We start from the raw sequence: 16,954 nt of genomic DNA on the forward strand, positions 1-16,954 counted from the left end.
CCTTTCGCGACACAAGGCCGCTCCTACACCAGCCGCTGCCCTGATACCGATGGGTGATACAGCGGCTGCACCTTGTTCCCGGCCGGGTCCAGGAGGTGGAAGCTGCGCGCACCATCCCCATGGTTGAACGGTTTATCGAGCAAGGTCACGCCCCGCGCCTTGAAGTACTGGTACCAGGCCTCCAGCTCCTCCACGCTATCTACGATGAACCCGTAATGGTCGAGGGTCTGCAGGCCATTGGCCGCCCCTGCCCCACGCCCCAGCGACAGGTTGTCATTACCACAGGTCAGATAAACCAGGTCCTCATTAGCCCGGTTCAGCACCTCCATGCCCATCACATCGACATAGAAACGTTCACACTCTTCGAGGTTGGGCACCAGCAAGGCGATATGGCGCAGACCATTCAGGCGGCCAGGACGGGCAGGCAATTCGGACATTGGTGTAACTCCATTTTTGTATACAATTCATAGCTGAATTTAAAACAAAAGGAACGCCCTGTGTATAGCCTGTTCATCAAGACCCGCGTCAAAGCCGGCTGCGCCGAAGCATTTCTCGCTGCCATCAAGGTCAATGCCGCTGCCTCTGTCGCTACCGAGCCCGGCTGCCTGGTGTTCGATGTATCCCAGGACCGCATGGATCCAGACGTGATCTACTTGTACGAGATCTACCGCGACGATAATGCGTACGAGGCACATACCCAGACCGCCCACTTTCGCGATAGTCGCCCGCTGGTCGAACCGCTGATCGTAGAGCAGGAGTGCTTTGAAAGTAATGTGATCGCTCGTAACCCTGTGCACTGAGGCCAACATGAAAAAGCCCCGGCAGTAGCCGGGGCTTTGATAGAGGTGGCCAAATCCGTTTGGCCGACGGGACATTCCTTATTCGGCTTTCAAGCCATCAGCCATCACGCTTTTCACGCCTTTGATATTTTTGGTGATGCGAACAGCTTCAGCCTTCTGCGATTCAGTCACCTTCACGTCAGACGACAGCGAAACAACACCGTGGCTGGTTTCCACCTTGATATCGCTACCCGGTACGCCTTTCTCGGTCATCAGGTCAGCTTTGACCTTGGTGGTGATCCAGGTGTCAGAGCCTTCCTGCTTGGCGTTGTCCACGGTATTGGCAGCCAACATGACCGGAGCCTGAGTTGGCTGGGCAGCGAAGGCACCGTTGGCCATGGTCAGGGTCAGAGCGGTAGCAGTAGCGGCAGCAATGGCGAACTTCTTCATTTGGGTCACTCCTGTTTGTCGAAAGGTCTGCGCCGTATGTCCTGGCGGCAGGTAACACTGTAGTTGCATGCGCTGTGCCAGTTTTTCCGCTTCGCTTGTTTCCTTATAAATCAACAACTTAAAGAACAAGGCAGCAACCGACATTCGTGCATTTTGCAATCAGTGCGAAAAACCTGCATGCAAGATGCAAGTCCGTAAAAGGTTCCCCAACCCATAAAAAAAAGGCCCCGGAGGGGCCCTTTTTCCTGTCGCATTTCAGTCGCTTAGACGCCCGAAGCCTTGGCAGCGGCAACGTCTTTGATCGACAGCTTGATACGGCCGCGGTTGTCCACGTCCAGTACCAGCACTTCGACTTCCTGACCTTCTTTCAGTACGTCGGTCACCTTCTCTACGCGAGCGTCGCTCAGCATCGAGATGTGAACCAGGCCGTCCTTGCCAGGCAGAATGTTGACGAAGGCGCCGAAGTCGACGATTCGCTCGACCTTGCCGACGTAGATCTTGCCGATCTCGGCTTCGGCAGTGATGCCCAGGATGCGCTGCTTGGCTGCGTCTGCCGCGTCCTTGGTTTCGCCGAAGATCTTGATCGAGCCGTCGTCTTCGATGTCGATCGAAGCCTTGGTTTCTTCGCAGATGGCGCGAATGGTAGCGCCGCCTTTGCCGATGACATCACGGATCTTGTCGGTGTCGATCTTCATCGCGATCATGGTCGGGGCGTTGGCCGACAGCTCGGTACGCGACTCGCCAATGATCTGGTTCATCTGGCCGAGGATGTTCAGGCGCGCTTCCAGGGCCTGGCCCAGGGCGATTTCCATGATCTCTTCGGTGATGCCGTTGATCTTGATGTCCATCTGCAGCGCGGTAACACCTTTGGCGGTACCCGCAACCTTGAAGTCCATGTCGCCGAGGTGGTCTTCGTCACCGAGGATGTCGGTCAGGACTGCGAATTTCTCGCCTTCCTTGACCAGGCCCATGGCGATACCGGCAACGGGCGCCTTCATCGGTACGCCAGCGTCCATCAGTGCCAGGGAAGCACCGCAGACCGAAGCCATCGAGCTGGAACCGTTGGATTCGGTGATTTCCGAAACCACACGGATGGTGTACGGGAACACGTCAGCGGCTGGCAGCATGGCCTGAACCGAACGACGGGCCAGACGGCCGTGGCCGATTTCGCGGCGACCGGCACCCCCCATGCGACCACACTCGCCCACCGAGAACGGCGGGAAGTTGTAGTGCAGCATGAACGGGTCTTTCTTCTCGCCTTCGAGGGTGTCCAGCAGCTGGGCATCACGCGCAGTACCGAGGGTCGCGACGACCAGGGCCTGGGTTTCGCCACGGGTGAACAGGGCCGAGCCGTGGGTCTTGGGCAGCACACCGACTTCGATGTTCAGCGGACGTACGGTCTTGGTGTCGCGACCATCGATACGTGGCTTGCCATTGACGATGTTTTCGCGAACGGTGCGGTATTCGATTTCGCCGAAGATTTCTTTGACTTCAGCAGCCGAAGGTTGGCCTTCTTCACCAGAGAACTTGGCAACCGCCTGATCGCGCAGCTCGCCCAGGCGCGCGTAGCGGTCGGCCTTGACGGTGATGGTGTAGCCCTGGGAAATGGCTTCGCCGAACTCTGCACGGATGGCGTTGAACAGTTCGGTATTGGCAACGGCAGGTTTCCAGTCCCAGGTCGGCTTGCCCGCTTCGGCGGCCAGCTCTTTGACAGCCTGGATGACAGCCTGGAACTCGTCGTGGGCGAACAGCACGGCGCCCAGCATCTGGTCTTCGGTCAGCTCTTGAGCTTCCGACTCAACCATCAGAACGGCGTCGGAGGTACCGGCAACGACCATGTCAAGGCTCGAAGCAGCCAGCTGCTCGTAGGTCGGGTTCAGCAGGTAGCCGGTGCTTTCGTGGAAGGCAACACGGGCAGCGCCAATCGGGCCTTCGAACGGAATGCCGGAGATGGCCAGGGCAGCCGAGGTACCGATCATCGCAGCGATGTCCGGATCGGTCTTCTTGCTGGTGGAAACCACGGTGCAGACAACCTGCACTTCGTTCATGAACCCTTCTGGGAACAGCGGGCGGATCGGACGGTCGATCAGGCGCGAGGTCAACGTCTCTTTCTCGGAAGGACGGCCTTCACGCTTGAAGAAGCCACCCGGGATCTTGCCGGCGGCGTAGGTCTTTTCCTGGTAGTGGACCGACAGCGGGAAGAACCCCTTGCCTGGGTCGGCCTGCTTGGCACCGACCACGGTTACCAGCACGGTGACGTCGTTGTCGACGGTCACCAGCACGGCGCCGGTTGCCTGACGGGCGATACGGCCCGTTTCGAGAGTAACGGTCGATTGACCGAACTGGAATTTCTTGATTACCGGGTTCACGGTTTCCTACCTTTTTTCAGTGGCTCTGGGGGAACTGGTTTCTTGCGAATTCTTGGGCAGAACGGGGAATCGGCCCCGTTGACCGTCCAGATACAACACGAGGTTGGGAGCCTGGCTGCTGCGCGGTAAACCGCTCAGCAAAACCAGGCTGCCAACCTCGGAGATACGCGTGGCGTGCCCGACGACGATGCTGCAAAGCAGCATAGCCGAAGCTTGCGACACGCCATGCACACCACTGACCAGGCCGCTATTAGCGACGCAGGCCCAGGCGACCGATCAGGGCGCTGTAACGAGTGGTGTCTTTGCCCTTCAGGTAGTCCAGCAGCTTACGACGCTGGTTGACCATACGGATCAGACCACGACGGGAGTGGTGGTCTTTATCGTTGGCCTTGAAGTGGCCTTGCAGCTTGTTGATGTTGGCGGTCAGCAGAGCAACCTGCACTTCCGGGCTACCGGTATCGCCGGCGGCTTGCTGGTATTCGGCAACGATCTGAGCTTTTTCTTCAACGCTGAGGGCCATGAGGCTTCTCCAAATCAAACGGATCCCGCAAGCGGGTTCCAATAGGCCAGGGACAAAACCCTGTATTAATAAAATGAGCTGTGACCGTGCCTACTGACAGCCACCCTCGTTCCACCGGTTTCAGCCAAAGCCTCGACCTGTGGTTTCGGTCATTCCGACCGAATCAATCGACGCGGCGCAATGCGCCCGTCTTCGCTCACTTCACCGATACCGATGAAGCGGCCATTGTGATCCTGTACGCGGACCATGCCAAACTGCGGTGCATCCGGCGCACGCACTGCCTGGCCATGCAGCCAGTAAAACGCGCTGTGCTCGGACAGGCACACCAGTGGCCAGTCCTGCAGCCCGCTGTCGGACGGCATCAGGAAGCGATCGAGCGCTTCGTTGCCGCCTTCGGCATGGGCCTGCTCGAGTTCCTCGAGGGTCACCGTCTGGGCCAGGGCAAAAGGCCCGGCCTGGGTCCGGCGCAACTCGGCGACATAGGCGCCACAGCCAAGGGCCTCGCCGATATCCTCCACCAGGGTGCGGATATAGGTGCCTTTGCTGCAGCCAACCGACAACCGTGCACGGGCGCCTTCGCACTCGAGCAACTCCAAGCGGCCAATAGTAACAGAACGCGCCTCGCGCTCCACTACCTCTCCTGCACGCGCCAGTTTATACAGCGGCTGGCCGTCACGCTTGAGCGCCGAGTACATCGGCGGTACCTGAAGGATTTCACCGCGAAAACGCGGGATCACCGCTTCGATATCGGCGCGACCAACGGTCACCTCGCGGGTCTGCAGGACTTCACCTTCAGCGTCTGCGGTGCTGGTAGTCTGCCCCAGCTGCATGACCGTTTCGTAGCCCTTGTCGGAATCGAGCAGGTACTGCGAAAACTTGGTCGCCTCACCAAAGCACAGCGGCAGCACGCCGGTGGCCAGCGGGTCGAGGCTGCCGGTGTGGCCGGCCTTCTCGGCATTGAGCAACCAACGGACCTTCTGCAGCGCGGCGTTGGAGGTGAAACCAAGCGGCTTGTCCAGCAGGATGATGCCGCTGACGTTGCGGCGGATACGTTTGACCTGGGCCACCGCTTACTCCTTGGCGTCCGACTCGTCGGCATCCTTGTGCAGGCGGTCTTCGGCCACTGCACGCTCGATCAGCGCCGAGAGGTGGACACCACGGCTGACACTTTCATCGAAGTGGAAGTGCAACTGCGGCACGCTGCGCAGCTGCATCGAGCGGCCCAGGTGCAGGCGCAGGAAGCTTGCGGCGCTGTTCAGGGCCTTGAGCGACTGCTGGACGGCGTCTGGCGCTTCTTCGCCCATGACGGTGATGAAGACCTTGGCATGGCCCAGGTCGCGGCTGACATCCACAGCGGTGATGGTCACCAGACCGACGCGTGGGTCCTTGACTTCACGGCGGATCAGCTCGGCCAGCTCACGCTGCATCTGATCACCGATACGTTGGGTACGGCTGTATTCTTTGGCCATTCTTGCTACCTGTAACTTAAAGCGGCAAACGCCCGGTGAGGCTTAAGCCTGACCGGGCGCTACCTACTGAGGCGCTGCCCACCGCCCTGCGGCGGGGGCTGGCGCCCTGCTCACCCTTAAAGGGTACGAGCAACCTGGACTTTCTCGAAGACTTCGATCTTGTCGCCGACCTTGACGTCGTTGTAGCTCTTGACGCCAATACCGCACTCCATGCCCGAACGCACTTCGGAAGCGTCGTCCTTGAAGCGACGCAGCGATTCCAGTTCACCTTCGAAGATCACAACGTCTTCGCGCAGTACGCGGATCGGACGGTTGCGGTACACGGTACCTTCGATGACCATACAGCCAGCGATGGCGCCGAACTTCGGCGAACGGAACACGTCACGGACTTCAGCGACGCCCAGGATGTTCTCGCGAACATCGCTGCCGAGCATGCCGGTCAGGGCTTTCTTGACGTCTTCGATGATGTCGTAGATCACGTTGTAGTAACGCATATCCAGACCTTCCTGCTCGACGATCTTGCGCGCGCCGGCATCGGCACGCACGTTGAAGCCGAACAGTACTGCATTCGAAGCCAGCGCCAGGTTGGCGTCGCTTTCGGTGATACCACCGACGCCGCCACCAATCACGCGCACCTGAACTTCGTCGTTGCCCAGACCAGACAGCGAGCCCTGCAGTGCTTCCAGGGAGCCCCGCACGTCGGTCTTGAGGACGATGTTGAGGGTCTTCTTCTCTTCCTGACCCATGGTCTCGAAGATGTTTTCCAGCTTGCCGGCGTGAGCACGGGCGAGCTTGACCTCGCGGTATTTGCCTTGACGGAACAGGGCAACTTCACGGGCCTTCTTCTCGTCGGCAACCACGGACAGCTCGTCACCGGCTTCCGGGGTACCGTCCAGGCCGAGGATCTCGACCGGGATCGACGGGCCGGCTTCCTTCACAGGCTTGCCGTTCTCGTCGAGCATGGCACGCACGCGGCCATAGTTGGAGCCGCACAGGACCATGTCGCCCTGACGCAGGGTACCGTCCTGAACCAGGATGGTCGCCACCGGGCCACGGCCCTTGTCCAGGCGCGATTCGACCACGACGCCACGACCTGGAGCGGTCGGGGTGGCGGTCAGCTCGAGGATCTCGGCCTGCAGCAGAACGGCTTCGAGCAATTCGTCGACACCGGTACCCATCTTCGCCGAAACCTTGACGAACGGCGTGTCACCACCCCAGTCCTCGGAGGTCACGCCTTCGACGGCCAGTTCGTTGCGGATGCGATCGAGGTCGGCACCCGGCTTGTCGATCTTGTTCACTGCAACCACCAGCGGAACGCCAGCAGCCTTGGCATGCTGAACGGCTTCGCGGGTTTGCGGCATCACGCCGTCGTCCGCCGCCACCACCAGGATGACGATGTCGGTGGCCTTGGCACCACGGGCACGCATGGCGGTAAACGCAGCGTGGCCCGGGGTATCGAGGAAGGTGACCATGCCGCGGTCGGTTTCCACGTGGTAGGCACCGATGTGCTGGGTAATACCACCGGCTTCGCCAGCAGCAACCTTGGCACGACGGATGTAGTCGAGCAGCGAGGTCTTACCGTGGTCGACGTGACCCATGACGGTAACTACCGGCGCACGCGACTCGGTCTGCCCTTCGAACTTCAGCGATTCGGCCAGGGAATCTTCCAGAGCGGTATCGCTGATCAGGGTGACCTTGTGACCCAGCTCTTCTGCGACCAGCTGAGCGGTTTCCTGGTCGAGCACCTGGTTGATGGTAACCGGGGTACCCAGCTTGAACATGAACTTGACCACTTCGGCGCCCTTGACGGACATCTGGTTGGCCAGCTCGGAGACGGTGATGGTCTCGCCGATGGTCACGTCACGAATGACGGGGCCGGTCGGGTTCTGGAAGCCGTGCTGGTTACGTTTCTTCAGCTTGCTCTTGCCACCACGGCCACGACGAGCGCCATCGCTCTCTTCGTCTGTGGTGCGCGGTGCGGCACGAGGAGTCGGAGCCTTTTCCTTCTCCTTGACCTTGACCTTGATCGACACGCGCGGCGCTTCGCCACGACGCTCGCCACCACGACGGTCTTCGTCACGGGTGCGGCCTTCGTTGCGACGGGCTTCGTCCTTCTTGCGCTCGGCAGCACGGGCGGCGGCGTCTTCGGACGCTGGGGCGTCGGCGACTACCGGGGCCGGAGCAGGTGCTGGTTCGGCCTTTGCCACAGGCGCCGGAGCTGACGCTGCAGCAGCAGCATCGGCCGCCTGACGGCGAGCCTGCTCTTCGTTGCGCTGGCGAACTTCGGCCTCGACCTTTTCGCGAGCGGCATTTTCAGCCGCGCGGCGCTCATCCAGCTCACGCTTCTGCTCGGCCTGGATTTCTTCCGGGCTGCGCTGAACGAAAACTTTCTTCTTGCGTACTTCTACGCTGATGCTCTTGCTACCGGCGACACGCAGGGTGCTGGTGGTCTTGCGCTGCAAGGTAATCTTGCGCGGCTCTTCCGCCTTGCTCTTGTGGCTGCTCTTCAAATGGGTCAGCAGAGTCTGCTTTTCATTGTCGGTCACTACCTGACCGGCGTCGGTGTGCGGCAGACCTGCCTCACGCATCTGCTGCAGCAGGCGCTCTACCGGTGCCTCGACCTCTTGGGCCAGTTCTTTCACCGTGACTTGCGTCATGCACTTCTCTCCTCAGGCCGCGCCTAATTACTCGAACCAGTGGGCTCGGGCGGCCATGATCAACTTGCCGGCACGCTCTTCGTCGATGCCGTCGATGTCGAGCAGGTCGTCAATCGACTGCTCGGCCAGGTCTTCGCGGTTAACCACGCCGCGCACCGCCAGTTCCGCTGCCAGGTCCTTGTCCATGCCCTCAAGGGAGAGCAAGTCGTCGGACGGATGGGCGTCTGCCAGTTTTTCTTCGGTAGCGATGGCCTTGGTCAACAAACGGTCCTTGGCACGAGCGCGCAGCTCATTGACGATTTCTTCGTCAAAGCCATCGATGTTGAGCATTTCTTCCAACGGTACGTAGGCAATCTCTTCGAGGCTGGTGAAGCCTTCGTCGACCAGCACTTGGGCCAGCTCCTCGTCGACTTCCAGCTCTTCGATGAAATTACGCAGGATGTCGCCGGTTTCAGCCTGTTGCTTGGCCTGGATGTCCTTTTCGGTCATCACATTCAGGGTCCAGCCAGTCAGCTGACTGGCCAGGCGAACGTTCTGACCACCACGGCCAATGGCTTGTGCCAGGTTGTCTTCGGCAACGGCGATGTCCATTGCATGGGCATCTTCATCAACGATGATCGCCGCGACTTCAGCCGGCGACATGGCGTTGATGACGAATTGCGCCGGGTTCTCGTCCCACAGGACGATATCCACGCGCTCACCACCCAGCTCGCCGGATACGGCCTGGACGCGCGAACCGCGCATGCCGATACAGGCACCTTGCGGGTCGATGCGCTTGTCCTTGGAGCGGACGGCGATCTTGGCACGCGACCCCGGATCACGGGATGCAGCCATGACTTCGATGAGGCCTTCGGCGATTTCGGGCACTTCGATGCGGAACAGCTCGATCAGCATCTGCGGCGCGGTGCGCGACAGGATCAGCTGAGGACCGCGGTTCTCGGTGCGGATTTCCTTGAGCAGCGCACGCAGGCGCACGCCAACACGGAAGGTCTCACGTGGAATGATGTCTTCGCGGGCCAGCAGGGCCTCGGCGTTGTTACCCAGATCAACGATGACGTTGTCACGGGTGACTTTCTTGACGGTGCCGGAGATGATCTCGTTGACCCGCTCGCGGTAGGCGTCAACCACCTGGGCGCGCTCGGCTTCACGAACCTTCTGCACGATGACCTGCTTGGCGGTCTGCGCGGCGATACGGCCGAATTCGATGGACTCGATCTTTTCTTCGATCACGTCACCGACTTTCGCTTCAGGGTGAGTGTCCTTGATCTTGTCGAGCCAGGTTTCGATCGCCGGATCGTCCAGGTCGTTCTCGTCGACCACGGTCCAGCGACGGAACGTCTCATAGCTACCGGTGTGGCGGTTGATTTCCACACGCAGATCGACTTCGTCCTCAAAACGTTTTTTGGTTGCAGTAGCCAGGGCCACTTCCAGCGCTTCGAAAATGACGCCGGGCGGTACACCTTTTTCGTTGGATACCGATTCAACAACCAGCAGTACTTCTTTGCTCATCGTACGCCTCGCCTTGCGCAAGCCATTAGGCCCGGATAGTCCGCCGGGCCCGGCACGTCTCAGTCAAAACTGGGAATAATATTGGCCTTGTCGATCGAGTCGATCGGCAGCAGGAACTCCTGGTTGTCCACCTGGACCACCACGTCCTGATCCTCCACACCGCGGAGAAGGCCCTGGAAGTTACGACGCCCCTCGAAGGGTGAACGCAGCTTGATCTTCACTTGTTCGCCGGCATGCGAGGCAAACTGTTCCAGAGTGAACAGTGGGCGATCCATGCCTGGAGAGGAGACCTCAAGGGTATATTCGCTGCTGATCGGATCTTCCACATCGAGGATCGCGCTGGCCTGACGGCTGACCGCTTCGCAGTCGTCCACCAGGATGCCGTCTTCCTTGTCGATATAGATGCGCAGTACCGAATGCTTACCCTGGGATACGAATTCGATCCCCCAGCACTGATAGCCCAGACCCTCGACCACCGGGGCCAACAAGGCCTGCAACTGTTCTAGCTTGCTCGACACCTGAACCCCCTCGTGCATGCTGTGCAAATAAAAAATGGGCGAAGCGCCCATCCCTGAAAGCGCCGTAGGACAACGACGCCGTAAATTTCGTTCAGCTAGCAAAAAGCCCCTGAAAAGGGGCTCCGCTGAAGCTGGTTGCGGGGGCTGGATTTGAACCAACGACCTTCGGGTTATGAGCCCGACGAGCTACCAAGCTGCTCCACCCCGCGACAAAGCTGGGGCGAAAGTATAAGTCTTAACCTGCTTATGGGTCAAACCCAAACCTTCACCTGCAAGAAAGCCCGCTAAAGCGGGCTCTCAAGCTTTAATTGGTACCGAGAAGGGGACTCGAACCCCTACACCCTATGGGCACAACCACCTCAAGGTTGCGTGTCTACCAATTCCACCACCTCGGCAATACTACAACTTGAAACCCGTTACTTCTGCTCTTCGGCCGGAGGAGGCACATCACCTTTAGTGGTGGTGTCACTCTTCTGTTCCTGGAGCACCGGTACATCATCATTAACTGCCGGTTTCTGCGGCTCTTTCACTTCTAGCACCGCTGGATCTGGAAGACCTGCTTGGCTAAGCTGGTGAGCTTGTTGCTTCGCGAAGTATCCTAACCCAAGTGCTGTCAAAAAGAAAGTGGCAGCGAGTATAGCAGTCAATTTACTCAGGAAGGTAGCAGAACCTTGGCTTCCGAACACAGTGTTTGAGGCACCTGCGCCGAAAGATGCACCTGCTTCCGCACCCTTACCCTGTTGCAGCAAAACCAGCACTACAAGCGACAGCGCTGCCAACAGATGAAAAACAACGATAACTGTTTCCAGCATTTGTTCAGTTTCCTGCGGCGCGACAAATTGCACCGAATTCGTCTGCGTTCAGGGACGCTCCACCAATGAGCCCCCCATCGATATCCGGCATGCCGAACAGTTCGGCCGCATTGGCCGCCTTCACGCTGCCGCCGTAGAGAAGCTGCACGCTTGCGGCAACTTCGGCGTCTTCGGCCGCCAACTGGGCACGGATGGCTGCATGCACATCCTGAGCCTGTTGAGGCGAAGCCGTCAAACCTGTGCCAATAGCCCAAACCGGCTCGTAGGCAATTACAGCCTTGGCAAAAGCCTTAACACCGAACGCGTCGATGATACTGCTTAGTTGACGCCCGACAACTTCGAGTGTCTTGCCTGCCTCGCGCTCTTCAAGAGTTTCCCCTACGCAGAGCACCGGCATTAAACCACTAAGTTGAGCGGCTGCAAACTTCTCTTTCAGTACTTCTTCACTTTCGCCAATGATCTGGCGACGCTCCGAGTGACCAATCAAGACCAACTTGCAACCTGCTTCAACCAACTGACTCGGTGCAACTTCACCGGTCAGCGCGCCCTGCTCGGGCTTTATCGCAGAATTCTGTGCTCCGACAGCGATCACGCTACCCTGCAGACCATCAACCACTTGATTGATGAACAGCGTCGGCGGAAACACCGCGACTTCAACACCGCTTGGCACGGACATATTGCCCAGGCCCAGGATCAGCTCAGCGACGCTGGCGCGGGTACCGTGCATCTTCCAGTTACCAGCTACCATGGGGCGACGCATGCTTTACCTCGTCGGTCAAAGTGGGCGCAGATCTTACCCAACCCGATCTGCGCTGGCAAGCCTCTTTCAGGCACAAACTTCTGCGACCAGCTTGGCCAGGGCTTCGGCATGCCCACGCACCTGGTTTTCGTCGTCGCCTTCGACCATTACCCGCACCAAGGGCTCGGTGCCGGATTTGCGCAGCAGCACACGCCCACGCCCCGCCATGGCTTCGGTGACCTTGGCGCTGGCTTCCTTGACCGCCGGATGCTCCAGCGGGTCGACCTTGCTCGCCCCGAAACGCACATTGATCAGGACCTGCGGGCATTTGCGCAGGGCTTGACGCGCCTGCGCCAGGGTTTCGCCGCGGCGCTTGAGCGCCATCAGCACCTGCAGGGCAGCAATGATCGCGTCACCGGTGGTGGTGTGGTTGCAGCACACCACGTGCCCGGAGTTTTCGCCCCCGAGCAGCCAATCGCGCTCGAGCAGTTCTGCCATTACGTAGCGATCGCCGACCTTGGCCCGCACGAAAGGAATATCCAGATCCTTGAGGGCAAGCTCAAGGCCCAGGTTGCTCATCAGTGTGCCGACCACGCCGCCTTGCAGCTTGCCACGCTCCTGCAAGTCACGAGCGATGATGAACAGCAACTCATCGCCGTCGACGATGGCGCCGGTGTGGTCGACCATCAGTACCCGGTCGCCATCGCCGTCGAAGGCAATGCCCAGGTCGGCATGCCCTACCAGTACGGCAGCCTGCAGCGACTCGATGTGGGTCGAGCCGCAGCCCTCGTTGATGTTCAGGCCGTCCGGCTGCGCATGCAGCACGGTCACGTCGGCACCCAATTCACGGAACACGCTCGGGGCAACCTTGTAGGTGGCACCGTGAGCGCAGTCGACCACCAGCTTGAGGCCTTCGAAGCTGGTGCTGCTCGGCACGCTGCTCTTGCAGAATTCGATATAGCGGCCGGCCGCGTCGTTGATACGGGAAACCTTGCCCAGCTTGCTCGATTCGACCACGGTCATTGGCTGATCGAGCAACTCTTCGATCATCAGTTCGACTTCGTCGGGCAGCTTGGTGCCCTGCCCGGAGAAGAACTTGATGCCGTTGTCGTCATGCGGGTTGTGCGAGGCACTGATGACAATGCCCGCTTCAGCATGGAAAGTGCGGGTCAGGTAAGCGATGGCCGGCGTCGGCATAGGCCCGAGCAGCATGACGTCAGCACCGGCTGCAGACAAGCCGGCCTCGAGCGCGGATTCAAACATATAACCGGAAATACGCGTGTCCTTGCCCACCAGTACTCGGCAATTGCCTTGCTTGCGAAAGGCCATGCCAGCCGCCCAGCCCAGCTTCAGCATGAAATCCGGCGTGATCGGATACTCGCCGACGCGGCCACGAATACCGTCGGTACCAAAATATTTTCTGCTCATAGGGACTCCAATGTTCTTATTCGGCGTTCTGTACTGCGGCAATCATGCGCACCACGTCGACGGTCTCGGCCACGTCATGGACGCGCAGGATGCTGGCCCCCTTGGTCATGGCCAGAGCCGCCAGCGCGAGGCTGCCATACAGTCGCTCACCGACCGGACGATTCAGCGTCAGGCCGATCATGCTCTTGCGCGAAACGCCCACCAGCAGCGGGCGCCCCAGGCGATAGAGCGCTTCCATGTGTTTGAACAAGCTGAGGTTGTGCGCGAGTGTCTTGGCGAAACCGAAGCCTGGGTCAAGAATGATGCGTTCGGCAGGGATACCCACCGCCGCGCAAGCGGCCATCCGCTGTTCAAGATAGCGCGTTACATCGGCAGTCACATCGTCGTAATGCGGATCGTCCTGCATGTTCCCGGGCTCGCCGCGCATGTGCATCAGGCAAACCGGCAAGCCGGTGTCCGCCGCCGCATCCAGAGCGCCATCGCGCTCCAGCGCACGCACGTCGTTGATCAGGCCGGCACCCAACCGCGCCGACTCGCGAATGACCGCAGGCGTTGAAGTATCGACCGAAATGACCACGTCGAAGCGACTGTTGATGGCCTCGACCATCGGCGCCACGCGCTCGATCTCTTCGGTGACCGAAACCGCACGCGCACCGGGGCGGGTCGATTCTCCACCAATGTCGATCAGCGTGGCCCCTGCCGCGATCATCGCCTCGGCATGGCGCAACGCTTCGTCGCGCTGACTGAAGCGCCCGCCATCGGAGAAGGAGTCGGGAGTGACATTGAGGATACCCATGACATGGGTACGGGAAAGATCAAGAACCCGGTTGCCACAAGGCAACCGGGTCGGGTACTGCACTGAGCTCATAGATGCCCTTAGTGTTGAGCTGCGGGGCCGCCGATCGGCGATTCCGGGCGATCATTCTGGGCGGTCGGCGCGCCCGAATCCTTGTCATCATCCCAGTCACGGGGCTCACGCGGCGTACGACCTGCCATGATGTCATCGATCTGATCGGCATCAATGGTCTCGTACTTCATCAAGGCTTCGGTCATCGCCTCCAGCTTGTCGCGGTTGTCGATCAGCAACTGCTTGGCCGTGGCATAGCACTGGTCGATGATGCTACGCACTTCAGAGTCGATCAGCTTGGCCGTCTCGCCAGAAACGCTGGCGTGCTGGCTGGCGGCACTGCGACCGAGGAATACCTCGCCCTCCTCTTCGGCGTACATCAGCGGACCGAGTTTTTCCGACAGACCCCACTTGGTAACCATGTTGCGAGCGATCTGGCTGGCTCGCATGATGTCGTTGGACGCACCCGTGGTAACGCCATCGAAGCCCAAGGTCATCTCCTCGGCGATCCGACCGCCGTACAGCGAGCAGATCTGGCTGATCAGCGCACGCTTGGACAGGCTGTAGCGGTCTTCTTCCGGCAGGAACATGGTGACACCCAAGGCACGACCACGGGGGATGATCGAAACCTTGTAGACCGGATCGTGCTCAGGCACCAGGCGACCGACAATGGCGTGACCGGCCTCGTGATAGGCGGTGTTCTTCTTCTCCTTCTCGGACATGACCATGGTCTTGCGCTCGGCACCCATCATGATCTTGTCCTTGGCCAGTTCGAACTCTTTCATTTCGACAAGGCGCTTGTTGGCGCGAGCGGCAAACAGCGAAGCCTCGTTGACCAGGTTGGCCAGGTCGGCACCGGAGAAGCCTGGGGTACCACGGGCAATGACGGCCGGATTGACGTTTTCGCCGATCGGCACCTTGCGCATGTGCACCTTGAGAATTTGCTCACGGCCACGAATATCCGGCAGACCGACGACGACCTGACGGTCGAAGCGACCAGGGCGCAGCAGCGCAGGGTCGAGCACGTCCGGGCGGTTGGTGGCAGCAATGACGATGATCCCATCGTTCATTTCGAAGCCGTCCATTTCAACCAGCAACTGGTTGAGGGTCTGCTCGCGCTCGTCGTGACCACCGCCCATGCCGGCGCCACGGTGGCGACCAACAGCGTCGATCTCATCAATGAAGATGATGCACGGAGCATGCTTCTTGGCCTGCTCGAACATGTCACGCACCCGGCTTGCACCTACACCGACGAACATCTCGACGAAGTCGGAACCGGAGATGGTGAAGAATGGGACCTTGGCTTCACCGGCAATGGCTTTGGCCAGCAGGGTCTTACCGGTACCAGGCGGGCCGACCATCAGCACGCCGCGCGGGATACGACCACCCAGGCGCTGGAACTTGCCCGGGTCGCGCAGGAATTCGACCAGTTCGCCGACCTCTTCCTTGGCCTCGTCGCAACCGGCGACGTCAGCCAGGGTGGTCTTGACCTGGTCTTCGGAAAGCAGGCGCGCCTTGCTCTTGCCGAAGCTCATCGGCCCGCCCTTGCCCCCCGCACCACCTTGCATCTGGCGCATGAAGAACATGAACACGGCGATGATCACGAGGATCGGGAAGCTTGCCACCAACAGCTGAGTCCAGATGCTCTGCTGTTCCGGCTGCTTGCCTTCGATGACTACATGGTTGTCGACCAGGTCGCCGATCAGGCCATTGTCGGTAATGGCCGGGCGCACGGTCTTGAAGTTGTCACCGTCGGCGCGCTTGCCGGTAATGATGTAGCCATCGACGGTCACACGCTCGACCTTGCCATCCTTGACCTGCTGGATGAAGTCGGAATAGTTGAGGGTCTGCGGCTCGTTAGGGCTGGAGAAGTTGTTCATCACCGTCACCAGGACAGCTGCGATGATCAACCACAGGATCAGATTCTTTGCCATGTCGTTCAATTCGCTACCCTCTGAGGCCGGCGCACGACGCAGCCGTGCCTCGCATGATATTCATCGCCCTAACTTACTACATTACCTACGCATCCGCAGGCACCGTCTGTAACCCTTTGTGAAACCTAGACTACACGAAGTTCGGACAATCCAGACGGGGCAGCCGATTGGAATTAACTATCAGCCACCCCGCAATACGCCTCATGCTCCCTTGAAACCCCTGCCCAGCAGGTACTGTTCGCGGGAGCGGTCCCGCGAAGACGACGGCTTGCGCATCTGCACCTTGTCGAATTTGCTGCGCACGTCCTTGAGGTACATGTCGAAACCTTCACCCTGGAAGATCTTGATCAGGAAGTCCCCGCCCGGCTTGAGCACGCGGGTCGCCAGGTCCAGGGCCAGCTCGCAGAGAAACATGGCTCGCGGCATATCCACCGCAGGCGTACCACTCATATTGGGGGCCATGTCGGAAATCACAAGGTCTACGTGCGAATCACCGACCGCCTGCAGGATCTGCTGCAGCACTTCATCCTGCGTGAAGTCGCCCTGAATGAAGGTCACGTCGGGGATCGAGTCCATCTCCAGGATATCGGAGGCGATCAAGCGACCCTGACCACCAATCAGACGACTGGTCACCTGCGACCAGCCTCCGGGGGCCGCGCCGAGGTCGATCACACTCATGCCAGGCCGGATCAGGCGGTCTTTCTCCTGAATCTCCAGCAGTTTGTAGCTCGCACGCGAACGGTAGCCATCCTTCTGCGCTTGCTTCACAAAAGGATCGTTGAAATGCTCTCGCAGCCAGTTTGCGCTGCTTTTGGAACGTTGTACCACGGGGCACCTCGATGATATGCGTCGTGATTGACTGGGCGGAGCCGGTGGCCCTCGGGTAAAATGCCGGTCAATTTTACAGAATCAGACGGAAAGGG

Annotated in this window: 16 protein-coding genes and 2 tRNA genes; 1 reads left to right on the forward strand and 17 read right to left on the reverse strand. The window is 59.8% G+C overall.

What is annotated here, in order from left to right; translation table 11 throughout:
- Positions 1-23: 23 nt before the first annotated feature.
- A complete protein-coding gene (locus tag ACTORR_RS10140; protein ID WP_054885629.1) occupies positions 24-437 on the reverse strand; it encodes a VOC family protein in 414 nt (137 codons plus the stop codon).
- A 60-nt stretch (positions 438-497) separates the two neighbouring features.
- On the opposite strand from ACTORR_RS10140, the gene ACTORR_RS10145 reads away from it, so the two are divergent.
- Positions 498-800 carry a putative quinol monooxygenase gene (locus ACTORR_RS10145; protein WP_054885630.1) on the forward strand — a complete coding sequence of 101 codons (303 nt, stop codon included), beginning with the start codon at positions 498-500 and terminating at the stop codon, positions 798-800.
- 78 nt (positions 801-878) lie between these two features.
- Here the strand turns inward: ACTORR_RS10145 and ACTORR_RS10150 are convergent, their stop codons facing one another.
- From ACTORR_RS10150 to rlmE, 16 genes are all read right to left on the reverse strand, one after another.
- A complete protein-coding gene (locus ACTORR_RS10150) occupies positions 879-1,229 on the reverse strand; it encodes a BON domain-containing protein (protein ID WP_054885631.1) in 351 nt (116 codons plus the stop codon).
- A 263-nt stretch (positions 1,230-1,492) separates the two neighbouring features.
- On the reverse strand, positions 1,493-3,598 hold the full coding sequence (gene pnp / locus ACTORR_RS10155; protein WP_286934131.1) for a polyribonucleotide nucleotidyltransferase: 2,106 nt from the start codon (positions 3,596-3,598) through the stop codon (positions 1,493-1,495).
- A gap of 250 nt (positions 3,599-3,848) precedes the next feature.
- A complete protein-coding gene (gene rpsO / locus ACTORR_RS10160; protein WP_003249971.1) occupies positions 3,849-4,118 on the reverse strand; it encodes a 30S ribosomal protein S15 in 270 nt (89 codons plus the stop codon).
- A gap of 149 nt (positions 4,119-4,267) precedes the next feature.
- Complete coding sequence (gene truB, locus ACTORR_RS10165; RefSeq protein ID WP_054885633.1) at positions 4,268-5,185, reverse strand: tRNA pseudouridine(55) synthase TruB; 918 nt, start codon at positions 5,183-5,185, stop codon at positions 4,268-4,270.
- Between the two features lie 3 nt (positions 5,186-5,188).
- On the reverse strand, positions 5,189-5,587 hold the full coding sequence (rbfA, locus tag ACTORR_RS10170; RefSeq protein ID WP_054885634.1) for a 30S ribosome-binding factor RbfA: 399 nt from the start codon (positions 5,585-5,587) through the stop codon (positions 5,189-5,191).
- Positions 5,588-5,703: 116 nt separating this feature from the next.
- Positions 5,704-8,244, reverse strand: a complete 2,541-nt coding sequence (gene infB, locus ACTORR_RS10175; protein ID WP_286934135.1) for a translation initiation factor IF-2 — start codon at positions 8,242-8,244, stop codon at positions 5,704-5,706.
- A gap of 27 nt (positions 8,245-8,271) precedes the next feature.
- Positions 8,272-9,753, reverse strand: a complete 1,482-nt coding sequence (gene nusA / locus ACTORR_RS10180; protein WP_054885636.1) for a transcription termination factor NusA — start codon at positions 9,751-9,753, stop codon at positions 8,272-8,274.
- Positions 9,754-9,812: 59 nt separating this feature from the next.
- Entirely contained in the window at positions 9,813-10,271 is a 459-nt protein-coding gene (gene rimP / locus ACTORR_RS10185) for a ribosome maturation factor RimP (RefSeq protein ID WP_054885662.1), read from the reverse strand.
- Between the two features lie 132 nt (positions 10,272-10,403).
- Positions 10,404-10,480, reverse strand: a tRNA-Met gene (locus tag ACTORR_RS10190).
- A gap of 100 nt (positions 10,481-10,580) precedes the next feature.
- Positions 10,581-10,666, reverse strand: a tRNA-Leu gene (locus tag ACTORR_RS10195).
- Between the two features lie 21 nt (positions 10,667-10,687).
- The gene (secG, locus tag ACTORR_RS10200; RefSeq protein ID WP_054885637.1) at positions 10,688-11,083 is read right to left on the reverse strand and encodes a preprotein translocase subunit SecG; all 396 of its coding nucleotides are present in this window, start codon (positions 11,081-11,083) and stop codon (positions 10,688-10,690) included.
- 4 nt (positions 11,084-11,087) lie between these two features.
- Positions 11,088-11,843, reverse strand: coding sequence for a triose-phosphate isomerase (gene tpiA / locus ACTORR_RS10205; RefSeq protein ID WP_286934137.1), 756 nt, complete (start codon positions 11,841-11,843; stop codon positions 11,088-11,090).
- A 66-nt stretch (positions 11,844-11,909) separates the two neighbouring features.
- Positions 11,910-13,250, reverse strand: coding sequence for a phosphoglucosamine mutase (gene glmM, locus ACTORR_RS10210; protein WP_054885639.1), 1,341 nt, complete (start codon positions 13,248-13,250; stop codon positions 11,910-11,912).
- Between the two features lie 16 nt (positions 13,251-13,266).
- Positions 13,267-14,118, reverse strand: a complete 852-nt coding sequence (gene folP / locus ACTORR_RS10215; RefSeq protein WP_054885640.1) for a dihydropteroate synthase — start codon at positions 14,116-14,118, stop codon at positions 13,267-13,269.
- 8 nt (positions 14,119-14,126) lie between these two features.
- Positions 14,127-16,031, reverse strand: coding sequence for an ATP-dependent zinc metalloprotease FtsH (gene ftsH / locus ACTORR_RS10220; protein WP_099815137.1), 1,905 nt, complete (start codon positions 16,029-16,031; stop codon positions 14,127-14,129).
- A gap of 201 nt (positions 16,032-16,232) precedes the next feature.
- Positions 16,233-16,859, reverse strand: coding sequence for a 23S rRNA (uridine(2552)-2'-O)-methyltransferase RlmE (gene rlmE, locus ACTORR_RS10225; RefSeq protein WP_054885642.1), 627 nt, complete (start codon positions 16,857-16,859; stop codon positions 16,233-16,235).
- Positions 16,860-16,954: the final 95 nt, after the last annotated feature.

It is taken from the genome of Pseudomonas sp. SAR267, from assembly GCF_052077595.1.
Lineage (GTDB): Bacteria > Pseudomonadota > Gammaproteobacteria > Pseudomonadales > Pseudomonadaceae > Aquipseudomonas > Aquipseudomonas vlassakiae.